16 protein-coding genes are annotated in these 17,437 nt (G+C 72.4%); 7 read left to right on the top strand and 9 right to left on the bottom strand.

Going from position 1 to position 17,437, the window contains the following annotated elements; translation table 11 throughout:
• Positions 1 to 341: 341 nt before the first annotated feature.
• From NQZ70_RS36445 to NQZ70_RS36455, 3 genes are all read right to left on the bottom strand, one after another.
• Complete coding sequence (locus tag NQZ70_RS36445) at positions 342 to 1,202, bottom strand: response regulator transcription factor (protein WP_324293032.1); 861 nt, start codon at positions 1,200 to 1,202, stop codon at positions 342 to 344.
• Positions 1,203 to 1,322: 120 nt separating this feature from the next.
• Positions 1,323 to 1,988 (bottom strand): hypothetical protein, encoded by a 666-nt coding sequence (locus NQZ70_RS36450; RefSeq protein WP_129578347.1) that lies wholly within the window; start codon positions 1,986 to 1,988, stop codon positions 1,323 to 1,325.
• Positions 1,988 to 2,593, bottom strand: coding sequence for a hypothetical protein (locus tag NQZ70_RS36455; protein WP_237244357.1), 606 nt, complete (start codon positions 2,591 to 2,593; stop codon positions 1,988 to 1,990). The genes NQZ70_RS36450 and NQZ70_RS36455 overlap by 1 nt, the downstream gene beginning before the upstream one ends.
• Positions 2,594 to 3,046: 453 nt before the next feature.
• Between NQZ70_RS36455 and groES the strand changes: the two genes are divergently transcribed.
• The 3 genes from groES to NQZ70_RS36470 all read left to right on the top strand — a co-directional run bounded on the left by groES (position 3,047) and on the right by NQZ70_RS36470 (position 5,653).
• Complete coding sequence (groES, locus tag NQZ70_RS36460) at positions 3,047 to 3,337, top strand: co-chaperone GroES (RefSeq protein ID WP_061609505.1); 291 nt, start codon at positions 3,047 to 3,049, stop codon at positions 3,335 to 3,337.
• A gap of 33 nt (positions 3,338 to 3,370) precedes the next feature.
• Positions 3,371 to 4,999: a chaperonin GroEL gene (groL, locus tag NQZ70_RS36465; RefSeq protein WP_020738935.1), complete on the top strand. Its 1,629-nt coding sequence runs from the start codon at positions 3,371 to 3,373 to the stop codon at positions 4,997 to 4,999.
• A 120-nt stretch (positions 5,000 to 5,119) separates the two neighbouring features.
• Entirely contained in the window at positions 5,120 to 5,653 is a 534-nt protein-coding gene (locus NQZ70_RS36470) for a GNAT family N-acetyltransferase (protein WP_129578348.1), read from the top strand.
• 37 nt (positions 5,654 to 5,690) lie between these two features.
• Here the strand turns inward: NQZ70_RS36470 and NQZ70_RS36475 are convergent, their stop codons facing one another.
• Positions 5,691 to 6,218 (bottom strand): TrmH family RNA methyltransferase, encoded by a 528-nt coding sequence (locus NQZ70_RS36475; RefSeq protein ID WP_129578349.1) that lies wholly within the window; start codon positions 6,216 to 6,218, stop codon positions 5,691 to 5,693.
• Positions 6,219 to 6,233: 15 nt separating this feature from the next.
• Positions 6,234 to 7,061 (bottom strand): C2 domain-containing protein, encoded by an 828-nt coding sequence (locus tag NQZ70_RS36480; protein ID WP_237244358.1) that lies wholly within the window; start codon positions 7,059 to 7,061, stop codon positions 6,234 to 6,236.
• A 94-nt stretch (positions 7,062 to 7,155) separates the two neighbouring features.
• Here NQZ70_RS36480 and asnS point away from each other — a divergent pair, with 94 nt between their 5' ends.
• The 4 genes from asnS (at position 7,156) to NQZ70_RS36500 (ending at position 11,645) form a co-directional block, all read left to right on the top strand.
• Complete coding sequence (gene asnS / locus NQZ70_RS36485) at positions 7,156 to 8,496, top strand: asparagine--tRNA ligase (RefSeq protein ID WP_129578350.1); 1,341 nt, start codon at positions 7,156 to 7,158, stop codon at positions 8,494 to 8,496.
• 728 nt (positions 8,497 to 9,224) lie between these two features.
• Positions 9,225 to 9,962, top strand: coding sequence for a class II glutamine amidotransferase (locus NQZ70_RS36490; protein ID WP_236644106.1), 738 nt, complete (start codon positions 9,225 to 9,227; stop codon positions 9,960 to 9,962).
• A complete protein-coding gene (locus tag NQZ70_RS36495; protein ID WP_129578351.1) occupies positions 9,937 to 10,689 on the top strand; it encodes a hypothetical protein in 753 nt (250 codons plus the stop codon). The genes NQZ70_RS36490 and NQZ70_RS36495 overlap by 26 nt, the downstream gene beginning before the upstream one ends.
• A 41-nt stretch (positions 10,690 to 10,730) precedes the next feature.
• Positions 10,731 to 11,645 (top strand): patatin-like phospholipase family protein, encoded by a 915-nt coding sequence (locus NQZ70_RS36500; protein WP_129578352.1) that lies wholly within the window; start codon positions 10,731 to 10,733, stop codon positions 11,643 to 11,645.
• A gap of 37 nt (positions 11,646 to 11,682) precedes the next feature.
• On the opposite strand, the gene NQZ70_RS36505 is transcribed toward NQZ70_RS36500, so the two are convergent.
• The 4 genes from NQZ70_RS36505 to NQZ70_RS36520 all read right to left on the bottom strand — a co-directional run bounded on the left by NQZ70_RS36505 (position 11,683) and on the right by NQZ70_RS36520 (position 17,420).
• Positions 11,683 to 12,126, bottom strand: coding sequence for a nuclear transport factor 2 family protein (locus NQZ70_RS36505; RefSeq protein ID WP_237244359.1), 444 nt, complete (start codon positions 12,124 to 12,126; stop codon positions 11,683 to 11,685).
• A gap of 166 nt (positions 12,127 to 12,292) precedes the next feature.
• Entirely contained in the window at positions 12,293 to 14,203 is a 1,911-nt protein-coding gene (locus tag NQZ70_RS36510) for a beta-ketoacyl synthase N-terminal-like domain-containing protein (RefSeq protein WP_129578354.1), read from the bottom strand.
• Positions 14,200 to 15,111: a hypothetical protein gene (locus NQZ70_RS36515; protein WP_129578355.1), complete on the bottom strand. Its 912-nt coding sequence runs from the start codon at positions 15,109 to 15,111 to the stop codon at positions 14,200 to 14,202. The genes NQZ70_RS36510 and NQZ70_RS36515 overlap by 4 nt, the downstream gene beginning before the upstream one ends.
• Positions 15,108 to 17,420 (bottom strand): beta-ketoacyl-[acyl-carrier-protein] synthase family protein, encoded by a 2,313-nt coding sequence (locus tag NQZ70_RS36520; RefSeq protein ID WP_129578356.1) that lies wholly within the window; start codon positions 17,418 to 17,420, stop codon positions 15,108 to 15,110. The genes NQZ70_RS36515 and NQZ70_RS36520 overlap by 4 nt, the downstream gene beginning before the upstream one ends.
• Positions 17,421 to 17,437: the final 17 nt, after the last annotated feature.

Here is a 17,437-nt window from a genome sequence, read left to right on the forward strand (position 1 = left end):
CCCAGCGCTCCGGACGCCCCCCGCGGGGCCCCTCGAAGAGGAAACGTCGCAGCATTGTACCTGCTGACGGGTCGGACGCCCGAAAGTTCCTGGGAGGCTGCGCGCGACGCGTGAGGGCATGACGCGCGGCGAACCCCGATCATTCCCGCGCGGGGAAGCCTCAGCGCTCAGCGACCGCCGGCGTCGATCGCGCTGCCGGGCGCGCGTGAGGGCCCTCCCTCCGGGTTACGACCGCATGGATCCCCGGCGCCGCTGCGCCAGCAGACGAGCACGAGCGTTCGACGGATGCGGTGGAAACGTCCTGACCGGGCCCGCGCGCACGGCGCAGGCGTCCAGCTAGGTTACTTCGTCTTCTTCTTGGGTGCCGCCTTGCTGGCGGCCGCCTTCTTCGTCGCTGCCGGCTTCTTCGCCGCGGCTTTCTTGGGCGCCGCTTGCTTCGCGGCCGGCTTCTTCGCCGCGGCCTTCTTCGCAGCCGGCTTCGCCGCGGCCTTCTTCGCAGCCGGCTTCGCCGCGGCCTTCTTCGCGGCCGGCCTCGCGGTCTTCTTCGCAGCCGGCTTCGCCGCGGCCTTCTTCGCAGCCGGCTTCGCCGCGGCCTTCTTCGCAGCCGGCTTCGCCGCGGCCTTCTTCCCGGCGGTCTTCTTCGCAGGGGACGTCTTCGCGGCCGCCCTGACCGTCGCAGCGCCGTTCGCCGCGGATCTCTTCGCCCCCGTCGCGCGCTCTCCGGACGGCTGCTCCGCCTCGATCTCCTCGCCTGCTGCGCTCGGCTGGCCCTTGCTGCCGTTCGCGTCGGGCAGCGGCTTCGCGTAGCGCGCGAGCGTCTCGCGCACCCGCGCGTCGAGGTCGGCGAAATCGAACGGCTTGTTCAGCCAGGCGTCGGCGGCGAAGAGCGGCGACGTCATCTCGTTCAGGTTCTCGCCGATCCCGGTGAGCATGATGACGCCGGTGCTCGCGAACGGCCGGCCGTCGGACGTGTCGCTCTTCAGCCGCTTGCAGATCTCCCAGCCGCTCATGCCGGGCATCATCACGTCGAGGATCACGAGGTCCGGCTGGTGCTCGCGCGCGAGCTCCCAGGCGGCGTCGCCCTCGGAGGCCTCGATCACGGAGAAGCCCAGGTTCCTCAGGTGGCGCGCAACGAGGCTCAACATCGCCGGTTCGTCTTCGGCCACCAGCACACGGGGCGGCGTCATGCTCGCGGAAGGCATCGTGGATGCGGATGAGAGTACGTGCGCGCGAACCGGTCAAGAGAGAACGAGCCCACATGGATGCGACGTGCGCTCGGAGCCGCCCTCCCGCGGCGACCCCGAGCGCCGGCGAGGCCGCGATCACGCCGCTCGCGCGAGGGCGATCTTTTCCGTCTGTCCCGCCGCGTAGAAGCGCCGCAGCGTGGCGAGCAGCTCGGCGTGCCGGCCGCGGCGGGCAAGCTCGGCCTCCAGCCGGCCCACGAACCGCGCCGCCAGCTCGTTCGCGATCCGGTAGCGATCCCCGGTCTCGGTGCCCGGCGGATCCATGAAGGTGACGCGCTCGAACAGGTGGGCGCGGATCCGCGCGGCGCGCTCGGGCTCGAAGCGCGCTGGCCCCGGCGGCGCGGCCTCGTGGCGGCGCCGGAGCGGCGGGCCCGGGAGCTCGACCTCGTCGGCCAGGCCGCCGTGGACGAGCAGCACGTACTTGTCCACCTCGGCCTGGAGCTCGAGCTCGAGCTGGGTCGCCGGCAGCTCCCTGCGCGCCCGCTCGGCCACGTAGAGGAAGTGGCTCACCCCCTCGACGATCTGGCAGATCTCGTCGAACGTCCCCTCCCGCCCGCGCGTGATCGCGCGGCGGGGCAGGTGCAGCGCCACCTCGATGTCCCCGTCCGCGTGCCGGATCAGCAGCGCCTCGCGCGCGCCGCCGTCCGTCGGCCGGATGAAATCGTCGACGGCGGGGGCGTCGTCGAGCGCGTAGGTGCGCGCGAGGTGCTGCTGGATCCGGGCGGGGAAGGTCGCGCCCCGCATCAGTTGAGCCCGCCCGTGCCCCGGCTCGGCACGAGCCCGCGCGCCCCGAGCTCCTCGGCGAGCCGGCTGGAGCCGGTGCGGGCCCAGCGCTCGTACATCCGGAGCACCGAGCGCTCGTCCCGAGCGCCGGACGCGAGCGTGCCGTCGGCCACATCGTTCAAGACGCTCACGAAGCGCTCGAACTTCTCGGCCATCTCGGCGAGGACGTCGGGGCCCTGGCCGCCGCGCGCGTTGAGGCGCAGCATCGCGGCGGCGTGGTGGTAGGCTGTCGACCCGACCCCGACCACATAGCCTCGATCGATGCCCTTGAGCTCGATGTGGCCGCCGAAGAAGCCGACCACGTAGAGGACGCCGTCGCCGAGGTTGCGCAGCCGCCGGAAGCGCTCGGCGCCGGAGGCCTCCAGGGCGTCGCGCAGGAGAAAGGTCAGGGGCTGGTTGAAGGTGGACTCGGCGTGCTCGTCCGGGTGAGCGAAGGCACAAAGCAGACCGACCAGATAACTCGACGCCGCCTCGGTCGCGGCGACGTTCCGAACTCGGAGCGCCTCGTCCACAACCTCCTGGAAGTAGCGGGTCATGCTCGGGGACACAGAGATCGCTTGGCTCACGGGGGCACCTCACTTGCGCGGGCACCCTGGATACCGAAGGAACCCGGGCCACCACGCGCTCAGGTCAACCAGACACGTCCTGTCGGCCTCCCTCGGGCAGGGGACCGTGAGGGCGTCGCGTCACGGTGCTGCCGCATTTCCGCCCTCATACACTCACTTTAGCCGAGGGACCTGGCCAAGCCCAGCCGCACGCCCCGCGCCTTCCCTTGCAATCTCCAGAACTTACAGCCACCCGGACGCCTGGCTGCCAGCGCCCGAAATGCCGGACTGGCCTGCGCTTGACACCCTGGAGGGGGTGGCTATCTTCGGCGCGCTCGCTAGCACTCCCCTGAGGTGAGTGCTAGCAAAGTGCCCAGACTGCAATCGTATGGGACCTTGCGGCCGCTCAGACAGGCCGTCTGGGTCCTGCCGTCTCGTGGGACGCGGCCGCTCGTCCCCGGAGGATTCGCAAACATGAAGATTCGACCGCTCCAGGACCGCGTGATCGTTCAGCGCGTGAAGGAAGAAGAGAAGACCAAGGGGGGTCTCTACATCCCGGACACCGCGAAGGAGAAGCCGATCGAGGGCACGGTCGTCGCCGTCGGCAACGGCAAGGTCGGCGAGGACGGTACCGTGCGCAAGCTCGACGTCAAGGAGGGCGATCGCGTCCTCTTCGGCAAGTACTCGGGCACCGAGGTGAAGATCGACGGCGAGGAGCACCTCATCCTCCGCGAGGACGACATCCTCGGCGTGATCGAGAAGTGACGCGGGCGACAGCAGGAACTTAGGAGAGACACCATGGCAGCCAAAGAAATCATCTACAACGAGTCCGCCCGCAGCATGATCCTCGCGGGCGTCAACGCCCTCGCCGACGCGGTCAAGGTCACGCTCGGCCCGAAGGGGCGCAACGTCGTCATCGAGAAGAGCTTCGGCTCGCCGACGGTCACCAAGGACGGCGTGACGGTCGCCAAGGAGATCGAGCTCGAGAACCGCTTCGAGAACATGGGCGCCCAGATGGTCCGCGAGGTCGCCTCGAAGACGAGCGACATCGCCGGCGACGGGACGACCACGGCCACGGTGCTCGCCCAGGCGATCTACCGCGAGGGCTCCAAGCTCGTCGCGGCCGGCCACAACCCGATGGAGATCAAGCGCGGCATCGACAAGGCGGTCGAGGCGATCGTGGGGCACCTCCACAGCTCCGCCAAGCAGACGAAGGACGCGAAGGAGATCGCGCAGGTCGGCACGATCAGCGCGAACGGCGACGAGACGATCGGCAAGCTCCTCGCCGACGCCATGGAGAAGGTCGGCAAGGAGGGCGTGATCACGGTCGAGGAGGCCAAGAGCGCCGACACGACGCTCGACGTGGTCGAGGGCATGCAGTTCGACCGCGGCTACCTCTCGCCGTACTTCGTCACCGACCCCGAGGCGATGAAGGCGAACCTCGAGGACTGCTACATCCTCATCTCGGAGAAGAAGATCTCCAACATGAAGGACCTGCTCCCCGTGCTCGAGGCGATCGCCAAGAGCCAGAAGCAGCTCCTCATCATCGCCGAGGACGTCGAGGGCGAGGCGCTCGCGACCCTCGTCGTGAACAAGCTCCGCGGCACGCTGCACTGCGCGGCCGTGAAGGCGCCGGGCTTCGGCGATCGCCGCAAGGAGATGCTGAAGGACATCGCCGTCCTGACGGACGGCCAGGTGATCGCGGAGGAGCTCGGCCTCAAGCTCGAGAACGTCACGATCAGCGATCTCGGCCGCGCCAAGACGGTCATCATCGACAAGGACAACACCACGATCGTCGGCGGCCAGGGCAAGAAGGACAAGATCAAGGCCCGGCAGCAGGAGATCCGCGCCCAGATCGAGAACACGACGAGCGACTACGACCGCGAGAAGCTCCAGGAGCGGCTCGCGAAGCTCGTGGGCGGCGTCGCGGTGGTCAAGGTCGGCGCCGCGACCGAGACCGAGATGAAGGAGAAGAAGGCCCGCGTCGAGGACGCGCTCCACGCGACCCGCGCGGCCGTCGAGGAGGGCATCGTCCCGGGCGGCGGCGTGGCGCTCATCCGCGCGCAGAGCTCGCTCGAGAAGATCCAGGTCAACGACGAGCAGCGGTTCGGCGTGAACATCATCCGCCGCGCCATCGAGGAGCCCCTCCGCCAGATCTCCGCCAACGCCGGCGAGGAGGGCTCGATCGTCGTGCAGAAGGTGCGCGAGGGCAAGGACTCGTTCGGCTACAACGCGGCGTCGGGCGACTACGGCAACCTGCTCGAGATGGGCGTCATCGATCCGGTCAAGGTCGTCCGGTCGGCGCTCCAGAACGCGGCCAGCGTCGCCAGCCTGATGCTCACCACCGAGGCGCTCATCGCCGAGCGGCCGAAGGAGGAGAAGGCGGCGGCCGGCGGCGCCCACGCGGGCCACGGCCACGACTTCTGATCGCGGCGCGGGCAGCTAAGCCCGTCGGGTGAGGGCCGGCTTCCCCCTGGGGAAGCCGGCCTTTCTCCATTTCGACTTCCGGCAGGCCGCGACGCGTGATCTGATCCGCGCAGGTTCGCGATGAGCACCCTGACTACCGAGCGCCTTGATCTGACCCCGGTCTCGCTGCCCCTGCTCGAGGCGGTCATCCGCGGAGATCGCCTCGAGGCCGAGGCGCTGTCCGGCGCGCGCTTCCCCGACGCCTGGCCCGGGCGCGCGCTCGTCGAGCGCGCCTTCAGCTCGCCGCTGGACCGGCTGCGCGACGATCCGGAGGCCTTCCTGTGGGGCACGCGGCTGATGGTGACGCGCGGGCAGGAGGAGCGCGTCGTCGTGGGCAGCGTGGTGCTGAACGGCCGGCCCGACGCGACCGGCACCGTGGAGATCGGCTACGGCGTCGAGGGGAGGTCCCAGGGCCAGGGCTACGCGACCGAGGGGTCGCGCGCCGTCCTGCACTGGACGCTGCAGCAGGCGAACGTGAGGCGCGTGATCGCCACCACGCCGGCCTGGCATCGCGCGTCGCTCCGGGTGATCGAGAAGCTCGGGATGCGCCCGGCCGGGACGCTCGACCACGCCCTCCTGGGCGAGCTGCTCGTCTTCGAGCGCTCCCGAGAGTAGCGGCCCCTCGCGCGCGGCGGGCCCGCGGAAGCGCGCCTCAGGCCCCGGCGCGGCTGACGCCGCCGCGCGGGTCGTGGCGCCGAGCCCACTCGCACATGGTCATGCCCGCGGCGATCGCCACCGGGTACGAGTGGTTGATCCCGTACATGGGGATCGCGATCACGTCCTCGCACGCGTCGAGCAGCGCCGGCGGCAGCCCGTCGTCCTCGCTGCCGAACAGGAAGACGAGCCCTCGGGGAAACGGCGCCTCCCAGAGGGTCCGCCGCGCGTGGTCGCGCTCGACGCCGATGAGGGGACGGCCGCGCGCCGCCTCGAGGAAGGCCGCCTCGTCGGGGCACTCGACGATGGTCTCGTACTTCTGCATGCCCATCGAGGCGCGCTCGTAATAGGGCTCGGTCCCGATCAAGAAGATCTCGCGCACCAGGAAGGAGTGCGCGACGCGGATGATGGCGCCGATGTTGAACGGGTTCTTCGCCCGGCAGACGGCGATCGAGAAGTCGTTCCGCAGGGGGGAGAGCTCCTCGCGGATCTCCTGGGTGGTGAGCCCGAACGGCGGGATCTTCACGGCGCGCTGGCTTCCTTACTCGGCGGCGGCGTAGCGATCGAACAGCGGATAGATGGGGCCCTCGTGGAGCCTGAGCTGCTCGGTGGCGCCCGTCGCGTGCTTGACCAGGAGCACGAGCCCGGCGCGCGGCGCGGCGTCGAACGCGCCCCGGATCGCGGCGACGGACAGGCGTCGCACGGGCCGCCCCGCGATCTCGAGCACCTCGTCGCCCTTGCGGAGCCCGGCGCGCTCGGCGGGCCCCCCCTCGACCGTCCGCGAGATGAACGCGGCGCCCGAGTGCAGCTCGTACCAGAAGCCGAGGCCGAGCTTGGCGTGGGCCGGCTCGAACGCCAGCGTGAGCCAGCCGCCCCCGTCGAGCTCGACCTCGATCTCCCCGGCGGCGCGCTGAGAGTCGGTCGGGCGGCCGATGTCGCGCACCCCGATCGGCTTGTCGACGAGCGCGTCCGACTCCCAGACCTCCACCCGGAGCCGATCCTCGGGCGAGACGTGGAAGTTTCCGCTCGGCCCATCGGGCCACGTCGGGTCGACGGTGTCCTCCTGCACCTTGGTCCGAAAGATCTCCTCGCCGTTGACCAGGACGCGGGCATACGGATCGGGGAGGCCTCCCGCCTCTGGATCCCAGGCTCGGCCGTCCCGCGTGCGCTCCGGGATCCTCGCCCGGACGACCCGGAGCCACCGGACGTCCTCAGGCGGGGGCGGATGCAGCTCGAGCTCTGGAGGGGGCTCGCGGAGCCGGGTCGCGAGCTCCGGGTAGAGGAACGAGCAGCCCCCTGCGGCGAGCAGGATGCCCCCTGTGGCGAGCAGCTTGCCCCCTGCGGCGAGCAGCTTGGACAACGCAGGCATGCAGAGCGCGCGAGGCTTTCGGAGGGCCACGATGGCGCCATTTTTGGCCGGAGCCGGCGTCAGCCGCAACTAAACCGTGCTATTTCCGGCACCCATGCAGGACTCGCCCGTGATCGCTACCAGCGACCTCAGCGCGCATGTCGACGGCAAGGTCGTGCTCCGCGGATGGCTCTACAACAAGCGCTCGAGCGGCAAGCTCCACTTCCTCGAGCTGCGCGACGGCTTCGGCACCGTCCAGTGCGTGATGGCCAAGAGCGACGTCGGCGACGAGGTCTTCGCGGCCGCCGACAAGGTCACCCAGGAGAGCGTGATCGAGGTCACCGGCCAGGTGAAGGCGCACCCGAAGCGCGCCGGGGTGTTCGAGGTCGTCGCGTCCGGCTTCCGCCTGCTCGGCCCCACCACGGGCGAGTACCCCATCTCGCCCAAGGAGCACGGGACCGATTTCCTCATGGATCACCGCCACCTCTGGCTGCGCTCGAGGCGGCAGCACGCGATCTTGCGCGTGCGTCACACCATCATCCAGGCCATCCGCGACTTCTTCGACGGGCGGGGGTTCACGCTCGTCGACGCGCCCATCTTCACGCCGAACGCGTGCGAGGGGACGAGCACGCTGTTCCAGACCGACTACCACGGCGACCCGGCGTACCTCACCCAGTCCGGGCAGCTCTACATGGAGGCGGCGGCGGCCGCGTTCGGGAAGGCGTACTGCTTCGGGCCCACGTTCCGCGCGGAGAAGTCGAAGACCCGCCGCCACCTGGCCGAGTTCTGGATGGTCGAGCCCGAGGTCGCGTTCATGGACCTCGAGGGCGACATGGACCTCGCGGAGGACTTCCTCTGCTTCATCGTCGAGCGCGTCCTCGAGCGGCGCCGGCCCGAGCTCGCCGTGCTCGAGCGCGACGTCACGAAGCTGGAGGCCGTCAAGAAGCCGTTCCCGCGCATCCGTTATGACGAGGCCGTCGCCATCCTGAACGAGGCGCGCGCGGAGAAACGCAAGACGGCTGGAGAGACTGGAATTCCCGATTTTCCCTGGGGCGAGGATCTCGGCGGCGAGGACGAGACGATCATCTCCAGCCGGTACGATCGCCCCGTCATGATCCACCGCTATCCGGCCCAGGTGAAAGCCTTCTACATGAAGCGCGATCCGACGGACGACCGGCTCGCGCTCTGCGTCGATGTCCTGGCGCCGGAGGGTTACGGTGAGGTGATCGGGGGCGGGCAGCGCGAGGACGATCTCGCCACCCTCGAGCGGGCAATCGAGGCGCACAAGCTGCCCCCCGAGGCGTTCAGCTGGTACCTGGACCTGCGCCGGTATGGCACCTTCCCGCATGCGGGGTTCGGGCTGGGTGTCGAGCGGAGCGTCGCCTGGATCTGCGGTCTGCCCCACGTGCGCGAGACCATCCCGTTCCCGCGGATGCTGAATCGGCTCTCGCCGTAGTGCCGCGCGTCAGAGATCCTGCCGGGTTTCTGGCTGCCGCGCTGTCTCACCTTCACCTCGCGCGCCGCGCGGGGCCGATCTCGCCCCCGCCGCGCTCTGCCCCGCAAACGTTGCGCGACTGCCGCTGCGCCGCTGCGCCGCTGCCCGCTGTGCAGCAACCGCCTGTGCCGGCCGCACGTCGCGGGACCGGCGCGAGCTACCGGCGGGGCGGCCGAGCGCTGGAGGGCGCGCGCCACGGCGCGATGCGCCACGGTGCCGACGCGACGAGCCGACGCGCAGAAGCGGATGAGGCTCGCCGCTGCGCGCGGGGAGGCGGGGGGAGGCGGGGAGGAGGAGCGGGTGGGAGCGCTCCGTGGGACGAGGAGCATGAGTGAGAGGTAACGCGACCAGCGACCGCCGCGACGAGCGGCGGGCAGTGTGGTCAGGCCGTGCCCGCGACGAGCGTCGCCGCTGGGGATCCGTTTTTGCTCCGCTTGCAGGGCGACTCTGTCGTATCAAGAAAGCATAGGGCGCAACGCGCGACCCACGCTCACTCGGCCGACCGACGGAGCCACCCCTGCTTGCAGATGAGGGAGCGCTCTACCGGCGAGCCGGACCCTGCCCCCGGCCCAACTCGCGAGGACAAAGCTATGGCTCGTCTCGTCGGCTTCATCGGTAACCGTCCGGATCTCGGCGCGCGTGCGATCGAGCTTGAAGACCGTGCCCTCACGGTTCGCCGAAAGGAGGGCGTGATCCCTGGCTGGGGCGTCGGCTTCTACCAGGGAGGAGAGATTCTCCTCAAGCGCCGGCCGATCGACGATCGACCCGAGATCAGCCTGGTCGACATGACCAAGGACGTGCGCGCCGACATCCTCGTGGCGCATGTCCGGGCTGCGACGGTCGGCAGCCTGCGCACCGAGAACACGCACCCGTTCCGCTACCGGCAGTGGCTGTTCGCCCACACGGGCACGGTCGAAGGGTTCGCCCGGCTGCGGAGCCAGCTCAGCGACTCGCTGCCGCAGTTCCTCCAGCGCGACGTCCGCGGCGAGACGGACAGCGAGATCCTCTTCCACCTGTTCCTCTCGTTCCTCCACGACAGCGGCCAGCTCGATCGGCCCAACGTGGACGCGGCGAGCGCGCGGGCGGCCCTCCGGTCCTCCATCGCGCTCGTCGATCGGCTCTGCGCGGAGGAAGGGGCGGGGCCGAGCGCGATGAACATCGTGGTCACCAACCCGGAGTACCTGCTCGCGGCCCACGGCGGCACGCCGATGGCGTACCGCATCTACCAGGGCAGCGACGACATGGAGCGGCTCCTGAGCGACGGCGGCCTCGGCCGCATGCGCATGCCCGACTACGCCGCGAGCCGGCTCACGCTCGTCGCGTCGGACTTCGACGACGACCAGTGCCCCGCGGGGTGGACCCACGTCGGCGAGCGTGCGATCGTGACGTTCACGCGCGCCGATGCTCCAGCGATCGAGCCGATCTGAACGCCCCCACGGCCCGCAACGGGCCGCGGCGCACGCAGCGCCGGCCGGCGTCCCCGACACCTCGCGAGCGCCGCCGGCGCTCCCCTCGCTGCTCCTCGCCGCGCTCCTCGGCTCGCCCCTCCTCGGGTGCGGGCTGGGAGGCCCGGCCTCGTTCCCCGCCGCTTCCGAGCTCCCCGACGATCGCCGCCGTCCGGACGGCGTGGCGATCGATCTGGCGAGCGCCCCGCCGCGACCCGCGAACCAGGCAGACGTGAGGGACCGCGTCGTGACCCTCCGGACGCCGCTCGGCGTCGGCGTGGCGCTGGACGTCGTGGCCGAGTTCTTCAAGCGGATCATCGCCGAGGACAGCGAGGCCCTGGGCGAGCTGCTGACGCGCGACGCCCTCGCGATCCACACCGGCTCCGGCGGATCGGGGCAGCCGCCGAGCGCCGGGCTCTTTTGGGAGCAGCGGTTCCGGCGGCTCGAGTACGGAAAGCTCGCCGGAGAGCCGGTCTACCGCGAATCGGAGCTGCAGATCTTCCGGGCGGAGGACGTGCTCGCGACGCCGCAACACCCCGCGATCCAGCCGGAGACGCTCGACGACCAGGACATCGTGATCCGCGTGCCGATCATGACCGCGCGGATCGCGGCGGACCGGTTGCTCGGCGACGAGATCGTGGTCTGGCTGCGGCGAGACGGCCCGCGATTCAAGATCTATCGGCTGCTCGAGGACTTCCAGCTACAGTAGGCTTTGCGCTCGTGCCGCATCTCCGACAAGATCAGGGCTCGATGAGCCGCCTCAAGATCGCGTTCGTTGGCTCCGGGGGGGCGGCGCGCGGCCTGGCGCACCTCGGCGTGCTGAAGGCCTGCGAGGAGCTCGGGATCCATCCGGAGATCTACGTGGGCGCGGGGGCCGGCGCGCTGGTCAGCGCGACGTACGGGCAGGACATCCCGCTCGACGTGCTGCTCGACGCGTACCGCCTGCCGTGGAGGCGACGGCACCGCGGGCCTCGCCTCCACGTGTCGAGCTTCTTCGGCGCGCCCGCCCTGCGCGATCTGCTCGACCCGGGGTACCTCTGCTCGGGGGTGTTCTCGATCGATCGGCTCGAGCGCTACGTGCGCCGGACGCTGCCGATCAACGACTTCCGGCAGCTGCCGCACGCGGTCTACGTCACCGCCGTCGACGTGGACAGCGCCAAGCGCGTCGTGTTCGGCCCGGGCTACGACGAGGCCACGCCGATCAGCCAGGCGGTGGCCGCGAGCTGCTGCGTACCCGGCCTGTTCCGGCCCTACCGCATCAACGGCCGCTATCACCTGAGCGGCGAGGTGATCCGGACGCTCTCCGCCGACGTGGCCGTGAACGCCGGCGCGAACATCGTGATCATCTCGAACATCTACCGCCCCGAGGAGCGCGACGACTCGCAGCGCTCGATCGCGAGGAGCGGCGCGCCCGGCGTCGTCCGGCAGTCGCTCAGCATCCTCTTGGCCGAGAAGGAGCGCCGCGGTGTCGAGCTGCTCTCGAAGCTCTACCCGAACGTCACCTTCCTCGACGTGGCGCCCGCGATCGGCCGTTATAGCTACATGAACCGGTTCGCCGCGAAGCCGCTCGTCTTGCGCGGCTACCGCACGGCGCTCCGCGTGCTCGCCGCCGCGAAGGAGAAGGGCGTCTTCGACGCGCCCTCCTCCAAGAGCGCGCTGAACTAGCGCCGCGCCCCCCGCCGCAGGGCGGCGCGGCCGGGCGCTACATCCCCGCGACGATGCGGTACTCGTTCTGGTGCTCCACCAGCTCGAGGCGGTTGTCGTCGACCTTGCGGCGCCACTCTTCGCCCTTGCGGCCCGGGATGCGGTAGCTGGCGCTGTACGTGTAGTCGACGTAGATGACGTCATCCTCCCGGAGCACGCGCCGGTAGCGGATCTCGTAGCGGATGGCGCGCGCCTCCTGGAATTTGCCGTTGAGGTATTCGCGCAGGCCGGCGTAATCGAGGTCGTCCGAGGCGTCGATGTTGCCGCCGTCCTCGTAGTACTTGGGCGAGGCGAGCTGGAGCAGCGCGCCGACGTTCTTGCTCTCCACCGCGTTCCGGTACTTCTCGCAGAACGAGATGATCTTGCGGTTGTCGTCGTTGTCCACGACGTCCGTGTTCGGGATGTAGTGGGTCGCGCAGCCGGCGAGGACGGTCGAAGCCACGACGAGGAACGAGGCGACAGCTTTTGTTTGGCGGCAGAGCATACGCGGGCAGGACAACGCTCAGGGGAAGCAGCTGATTCCAGCCGGGGACCTTGCCAGATCGGGGTGCGGATCGGCAAGCGAAGCGATCAAGACCGCCGCGGATGACACGGACGGGCGCCCCCCGCTACCCGTGCTCGTCGAGCCAGCGGAGGAGGGCGAGGTGGCCGACCGGGCCGCCATGGTCGACGGGGAGGTCGAGATCGACCTCGCGCAGGCGCCCGGCGTCGCCTGGCTCCGCCTGGAGGAGGAGCGCGACGGCGCCGCAGGCGACCGCGCGGTGCTGCGCGACGGTCAGGCCGAGGAGCTCGCGCGCGACCGGCCCGGCGTCGTCGGCCGCGACGACGACCATGCGATCGGCGTCGGAGGACGCGACGAGCTCTGCCGCGGCGCGGAGCGCCTCGAGCGCGCCGCCCAGCCCGGCGCCGACCGCGAAGCTCGGCCCGGTGAGCTGGTACGCGATGGCGCACTCCCCCGCGATCGCGTTCGGCGACGTGGCGGGAAAGAGGCGCGGCTCGACGAAGCGGGCGCCGCGCGCGCGACGGCGGGCGTCGTAGACGTCGTTGGTGTCGATCGTCGCGAGCGCGTGGCCCGCGACGATGCCGGCGCCGCGCAAGGCGCCTTCGCCGACGACGTCGGCGAGGGCCGCCACGGCGGTCAGCCCGAGCCGGCAGAGCGCGTCGAGGCGCGCGAGGCGGTCGCGCGGGATGCCGGTGGTCTCGGCGAGGCGTCCGAGATCGAAGCCCGTCACGCGCGCCGCGGCGCGGAGGTGCACCGGGCGAGCGCGCCGCGGCTTCCGCCCGCTCGCGCAGGACGTGAGCAGGAGCGCGGCGTTCGCGCCGCCGAAGGCCGCCGAGAGCTTGAGCGCTGCGTCGAGCGGCCGAGGCTCGGCGCGCTCGAGCAGGAGGGCCGGAGCGTCGGGGTCGAGCTCGCCCTCGGACGCCGCCGGCGGGGCGATGGACGCCGCGAGGGCGGCCGCGGCCGCGAGCGTCTCGAGCGCGCCCGCGGCCCCGAGCGTGTGCCCGATCTGGGCCTTGAACGGGTGGACGACGGGCGGAGGGCGCTCGGCGCCCGGCGGCGCGCCCGAGCCCTCCGCGGGGCGGGGCGCGGCGAACAGCGCGGCGATCGCGCGCGACTCCATCGCGTCGTTGTAGGGCGTCGCCGTGGCGTGGGCGCTGACGAGGCCGACGCGCGAGGCAGGCCACCCGGCGTCGGCGAGCGCGGCAGCGCCGGCGCGCATCAGCCCTGAGCCCGTCCGATCCGGGGCGGTGATGTGCACCGCGTCCGTGGAGGCGCCGAAGCCGGCGACCCGGACCATCACCGGGGCGCCGCGGCGGCGATCCTCGCGCACGAGGGCGACGACGGCCGCGCCCTCGCCGAGCGCCATGCCGTCGCGGCCGAGGCGGAACGGGCGCGATCTCGACGCCGTGGTCGCGCGGAGCGCCTCGAAGCCGGCGGCGACGAAGGTGCTGAGGGCGTCGTAGCCGCCGGCGAGCACGAGATCGCAGGCGTCGCGATCGAGCCAGCGGAGGCCGAGGCCGATGGCCAGGGTGCTCGCGGCGCACGCCGCGAGCAGGTGCGTGCGCAGCGGGGTCCGCTCCAGCCCGAACGCGGCGAGCGCGTCGTTGAACGGCGCGAAGTAGGTCGCGCCGGAGGCCAGCGCGGCGAGCGAGCCGGCGTCGGCGCCCTCGGCCCGGGCCGCGAAGAACCGCTCTGCGGTGAGCATGCCGCCGCTGGACGTGCCGAGGGCGATGCCGATGCGCTCGCCGCGCCAGTCCGGCCGCACGCGCTCCAGCGCCGCGAGCGTCTGCGAGAGCGCCGCCTTCAGGAGATCCGTGGCGCGATCGGCCCCCGGAGCGACGTCGAGCGCCGCGGGCGCGCGGGCGGCGAAGGGCCGCAGGAGACCGGCGCGCGCGAGCTCTTCGTCGCGCGCGATCGCGACCGGCGCGGGCTCGCCGGCGTCGGGGACGCGGTAGGCGAGAGGGCCGAGGCCGAGCGCAGAGACGGCGCCCGAGGCGATGACGCAGGCGTCGCTCATGAGCCGTCCTCCGTCCCGATCGCGTCGGGATCGACGAAGGCGCGCGGGTCCGGCGCGCGATCCCGCTCCTCGGCCTCGCAGGTCACGGTGACGAGCAGCCCGGTCGAGGCCTGCGCGTAGCGGACATGGCTGCAGCCCATGCCCTCGGCGATCACGACCTCCTCGTCGAGCAGGCGCCGGCGCGCGCCCTCCGCCGCCCACGTCGTGCGGCGCGCGCCGATCAGGCCGCGGTCGTCGATCCGCAGATCGATCACGGCGTCGCCGTCTCGCAGGACGAACGAGGCCGTGCTCGCGGCGCGCTCGTACCAGAGCAGCGTCCCCGCCGCCGGGTGGAGCATCCACCAGCGCAGGAAATCTACCGGCAGGCCGCGGAGCGACGCTCGCGGCGTCGAGGCGTCGCCGCGCTTCAGCAGGTCGAGCGCGGGCACCGCGAAGCGGAAGCGGTCGCCGCGCGCCCACAGATCGAGCGCGGTGGTGCCGCCTGGCCCGAGGAGGATCATCCGGAGCGCGCCCTCCGGCGCGAGGACCGCGCCGCCCGCGGCGGGCGCGCGCCCGTCGATCGCCGGCGGGGCGATCGCGATCGCCCCGCGCGCCTCGAGCACCTGGCCGGTGCGCGGCTCCCGCAGCGAAAGGCGGACGCGGAGCGTGCGCGGGCCGGCCCCCTCGACCTCGCGGCGGAGCGCCGAGAGGCGCTCCCGCCCCTCGCGCCACGCCGACGGATCGTGCCGCGCGGCGGGCGTGCCCGGCGACGGCCGAGGCAGCATCCGCGCGAACTCGGCGTCGAGCGGGCTGCCGCGCCGCGCGACGGTGGCGGCGCAAGCGGGGGTGCACGCGAGCGAGAGCAGGAGGCACGCGGCGCTCACGAGGCGGCGCTCACGATGGCCGGGCGCAGGCAGCGATGTCGTCACGCGTCGCCGGGAGCGACCAGCAGGATGGCGTATCCGCGGTCGGGTGCGCCGCCCAGGACGAGCACGCTCGCGAGGGCGCCGCTCGCGAGCGCCGCGACGGCCGCGGCGGCGGCGAACCCGCCAGCGCCCTCGTGATCGCCCGCGCGCGGCGCCAGCGTGGAGCACGGCACCTCGGCCCACGGCGAGCCGCGCAGGCAGGCGATGACGCGCTCCTCGTTCCGCCCGACGAACACGGCGGCGGGCAACGGAGCGCTGGGCTGCGCGCGCTGCGCGACCTCCCCGGGAGCGCCGAGGGGCGCCGGCGCCGGCGCTCCCGCGAGCATCCCCGCGCCGTCGCCGCGCCAGGAGCTCCACCAGGCCACCGTCGCCACCGGGCGCGCGCCCCGCTCGCGCACCCGCGCGGCGCTCTCGAAGAGCAGCACGGCGGCGCCCTCGCTGCGCGCGCCGCAGCTGACGACCTGCGAGCAGACCGGACCGAGGCACCGCTCGATCATGGGGCTCGCCTCCTCGACGCTGCCGGCGGCGAGCGCCTCCCCTTCCCCGGCGGTGATGAGCTCGATGGCCGTGACCATGGCCGACTCCGCGGTCGCGCCGAGGTCGGCCATGGCGAACACCGGCCCGCGGAGGCCCAGGTAGATGGAGGCGTGCCCGACCGGCGACGAGGGGACCAGGTTCGGGAAATCGGCGGGGCTCGCGTACTTCGCGCCCTTGTCGTAGATGCGCCGCATGTAGGCGGTCGAGGCGTCGACGCTGCCGAACGAGGCGCCGACGATGGCGCCGGGCAGGGTGCGGCTCGGCGCGACGTCGGCCGCCGGGTTGCCCGCGCCCGCGTCGCCCGGAGCCGCGCCGCCGAGGCCGGCGTCCGAGAGCGCGGTGAGGATCGCGGCCGTCGTCAGGCGGCCGGCGCGATCGAGCCGCCTCGCGCGCGCGAGATCGAGGTGCGCGCCCGTGTTGAAGGCGATGGAGCCCTCGGCTGGCGGAGGGCCGGGCTCGAGGTACGCGGCGCCGCCGCGGGTGGCGAGGACGCCGAGCGGGCCGATCGTCGCGGCCGCCGTCACGACCACCGAGCGCCGCACGGGCGCGCCGCCGGCGCCGAGCGGCGGCGGAAACCGATCGGGCTGCGCGAACACGAGCACGCTGTCCGTGCCGCCGAAGCCGAACGAGTTCGACATCGCCGCCCGGATCGGCGCCTCGCGCGCCTCCTTGAGGTGCAAGAGCTGGCACTCCGGATCGACCTCCTCGAGGCCGCCGGTCGGCGGCATCACGCCGCGCGCGACGGCGAGCGCGGTGATCGCCGCCTCGACCGCGCCCGCGGCGCCGAGCGTGTGCCCGATCTGCCCCTTGGACGACGAGACGGCGATGCGGCTCACCTCGGCGCCGAGGCAGGCGCGCAGGGCGGCGCTCTCCATGACGTCGTTCAGCGGCGTCGCGGTGCCGTGCGCGTTGACATAGTCGAGATCCGAGGGCGTGAGCGCCGCGCACCGGAGCGCGTCGCGCATGACGCGCGCCGCGGTGCGCCCCTCGCGCTCGGGGTTCGTGATGTGATGCGCCTCGGCGCCGGTCGCCCACCCGCGGAGCTCGACGATCGGCTCCGCTCCCCGCGCGCGCGCGGCGTCCTCCGACTCGAGCAGCAGGAACGCCGCAGCCTCGCCCAGGTTCAGCCCGGCGCGCCGCCGATCGAACGGGCGGCACGGATCCGGATCGACGGCCGCGAGGGCGCCGAAGCCGGTGTACGTCAGCCGGCACAGGCCGTCGGCGCCCCCCGCGAGCACGCGGGTGGACAGGCCGGCGCGGAGCCAGGCCGCGCCCAGCAAGAGGGCGTTCGCGCCGCTCGAGCAGGCGCTGCAGACGCTCCTCACCCGGCGGAACGGGCCGACGGCGGCGCGGACGTGGTCGGCCGTCGACGAGAGCGGGTGCGAGAGCATCCGCTTCAAGGGAGCGATCGCGCTGGGATCGTGCGAGAGCCAGGCGAGCAGCTCCTCGGTCTCGAACATCCCGGCGGTCGTGCCGCCGACCACCAGATCGACCGGCATCGCCCCGGGGTCGACGCCCGCGTGCGCGAGCGCCTCGCGGGCCGAGAGCACCGCCATCGCGTCGGTCCGGGACCACCCTTCCGCCTCGCCCGGCGGGGCGACGTCCTCCGGGGAGAGGTCGCGGACCTCCGCGGCGATGCGCGCGCGCGTCCCGGGGATCTCGAACAGGGAGAGCGGCGCGAAGGCCCGCTCGCCTGCGATGAGCCGGTCCATCGTCGCCCTCGCCCCGCGCGCCAGGGGCGAGACGACCCCGATGCCCGTCACCCAGATTCGCACGCTCGAACGGCTCTCTG

The sequence above is a fragment of the Sorangium sp. So ce836 genome (genome assembly GCF_028553905.1).
Classification (GTDB): Bacteria; Myxococcota_A; Polyangia; order Polyangiales; family Polyangiaceae; genus Sorangium; species Sorangium cellulosum_D.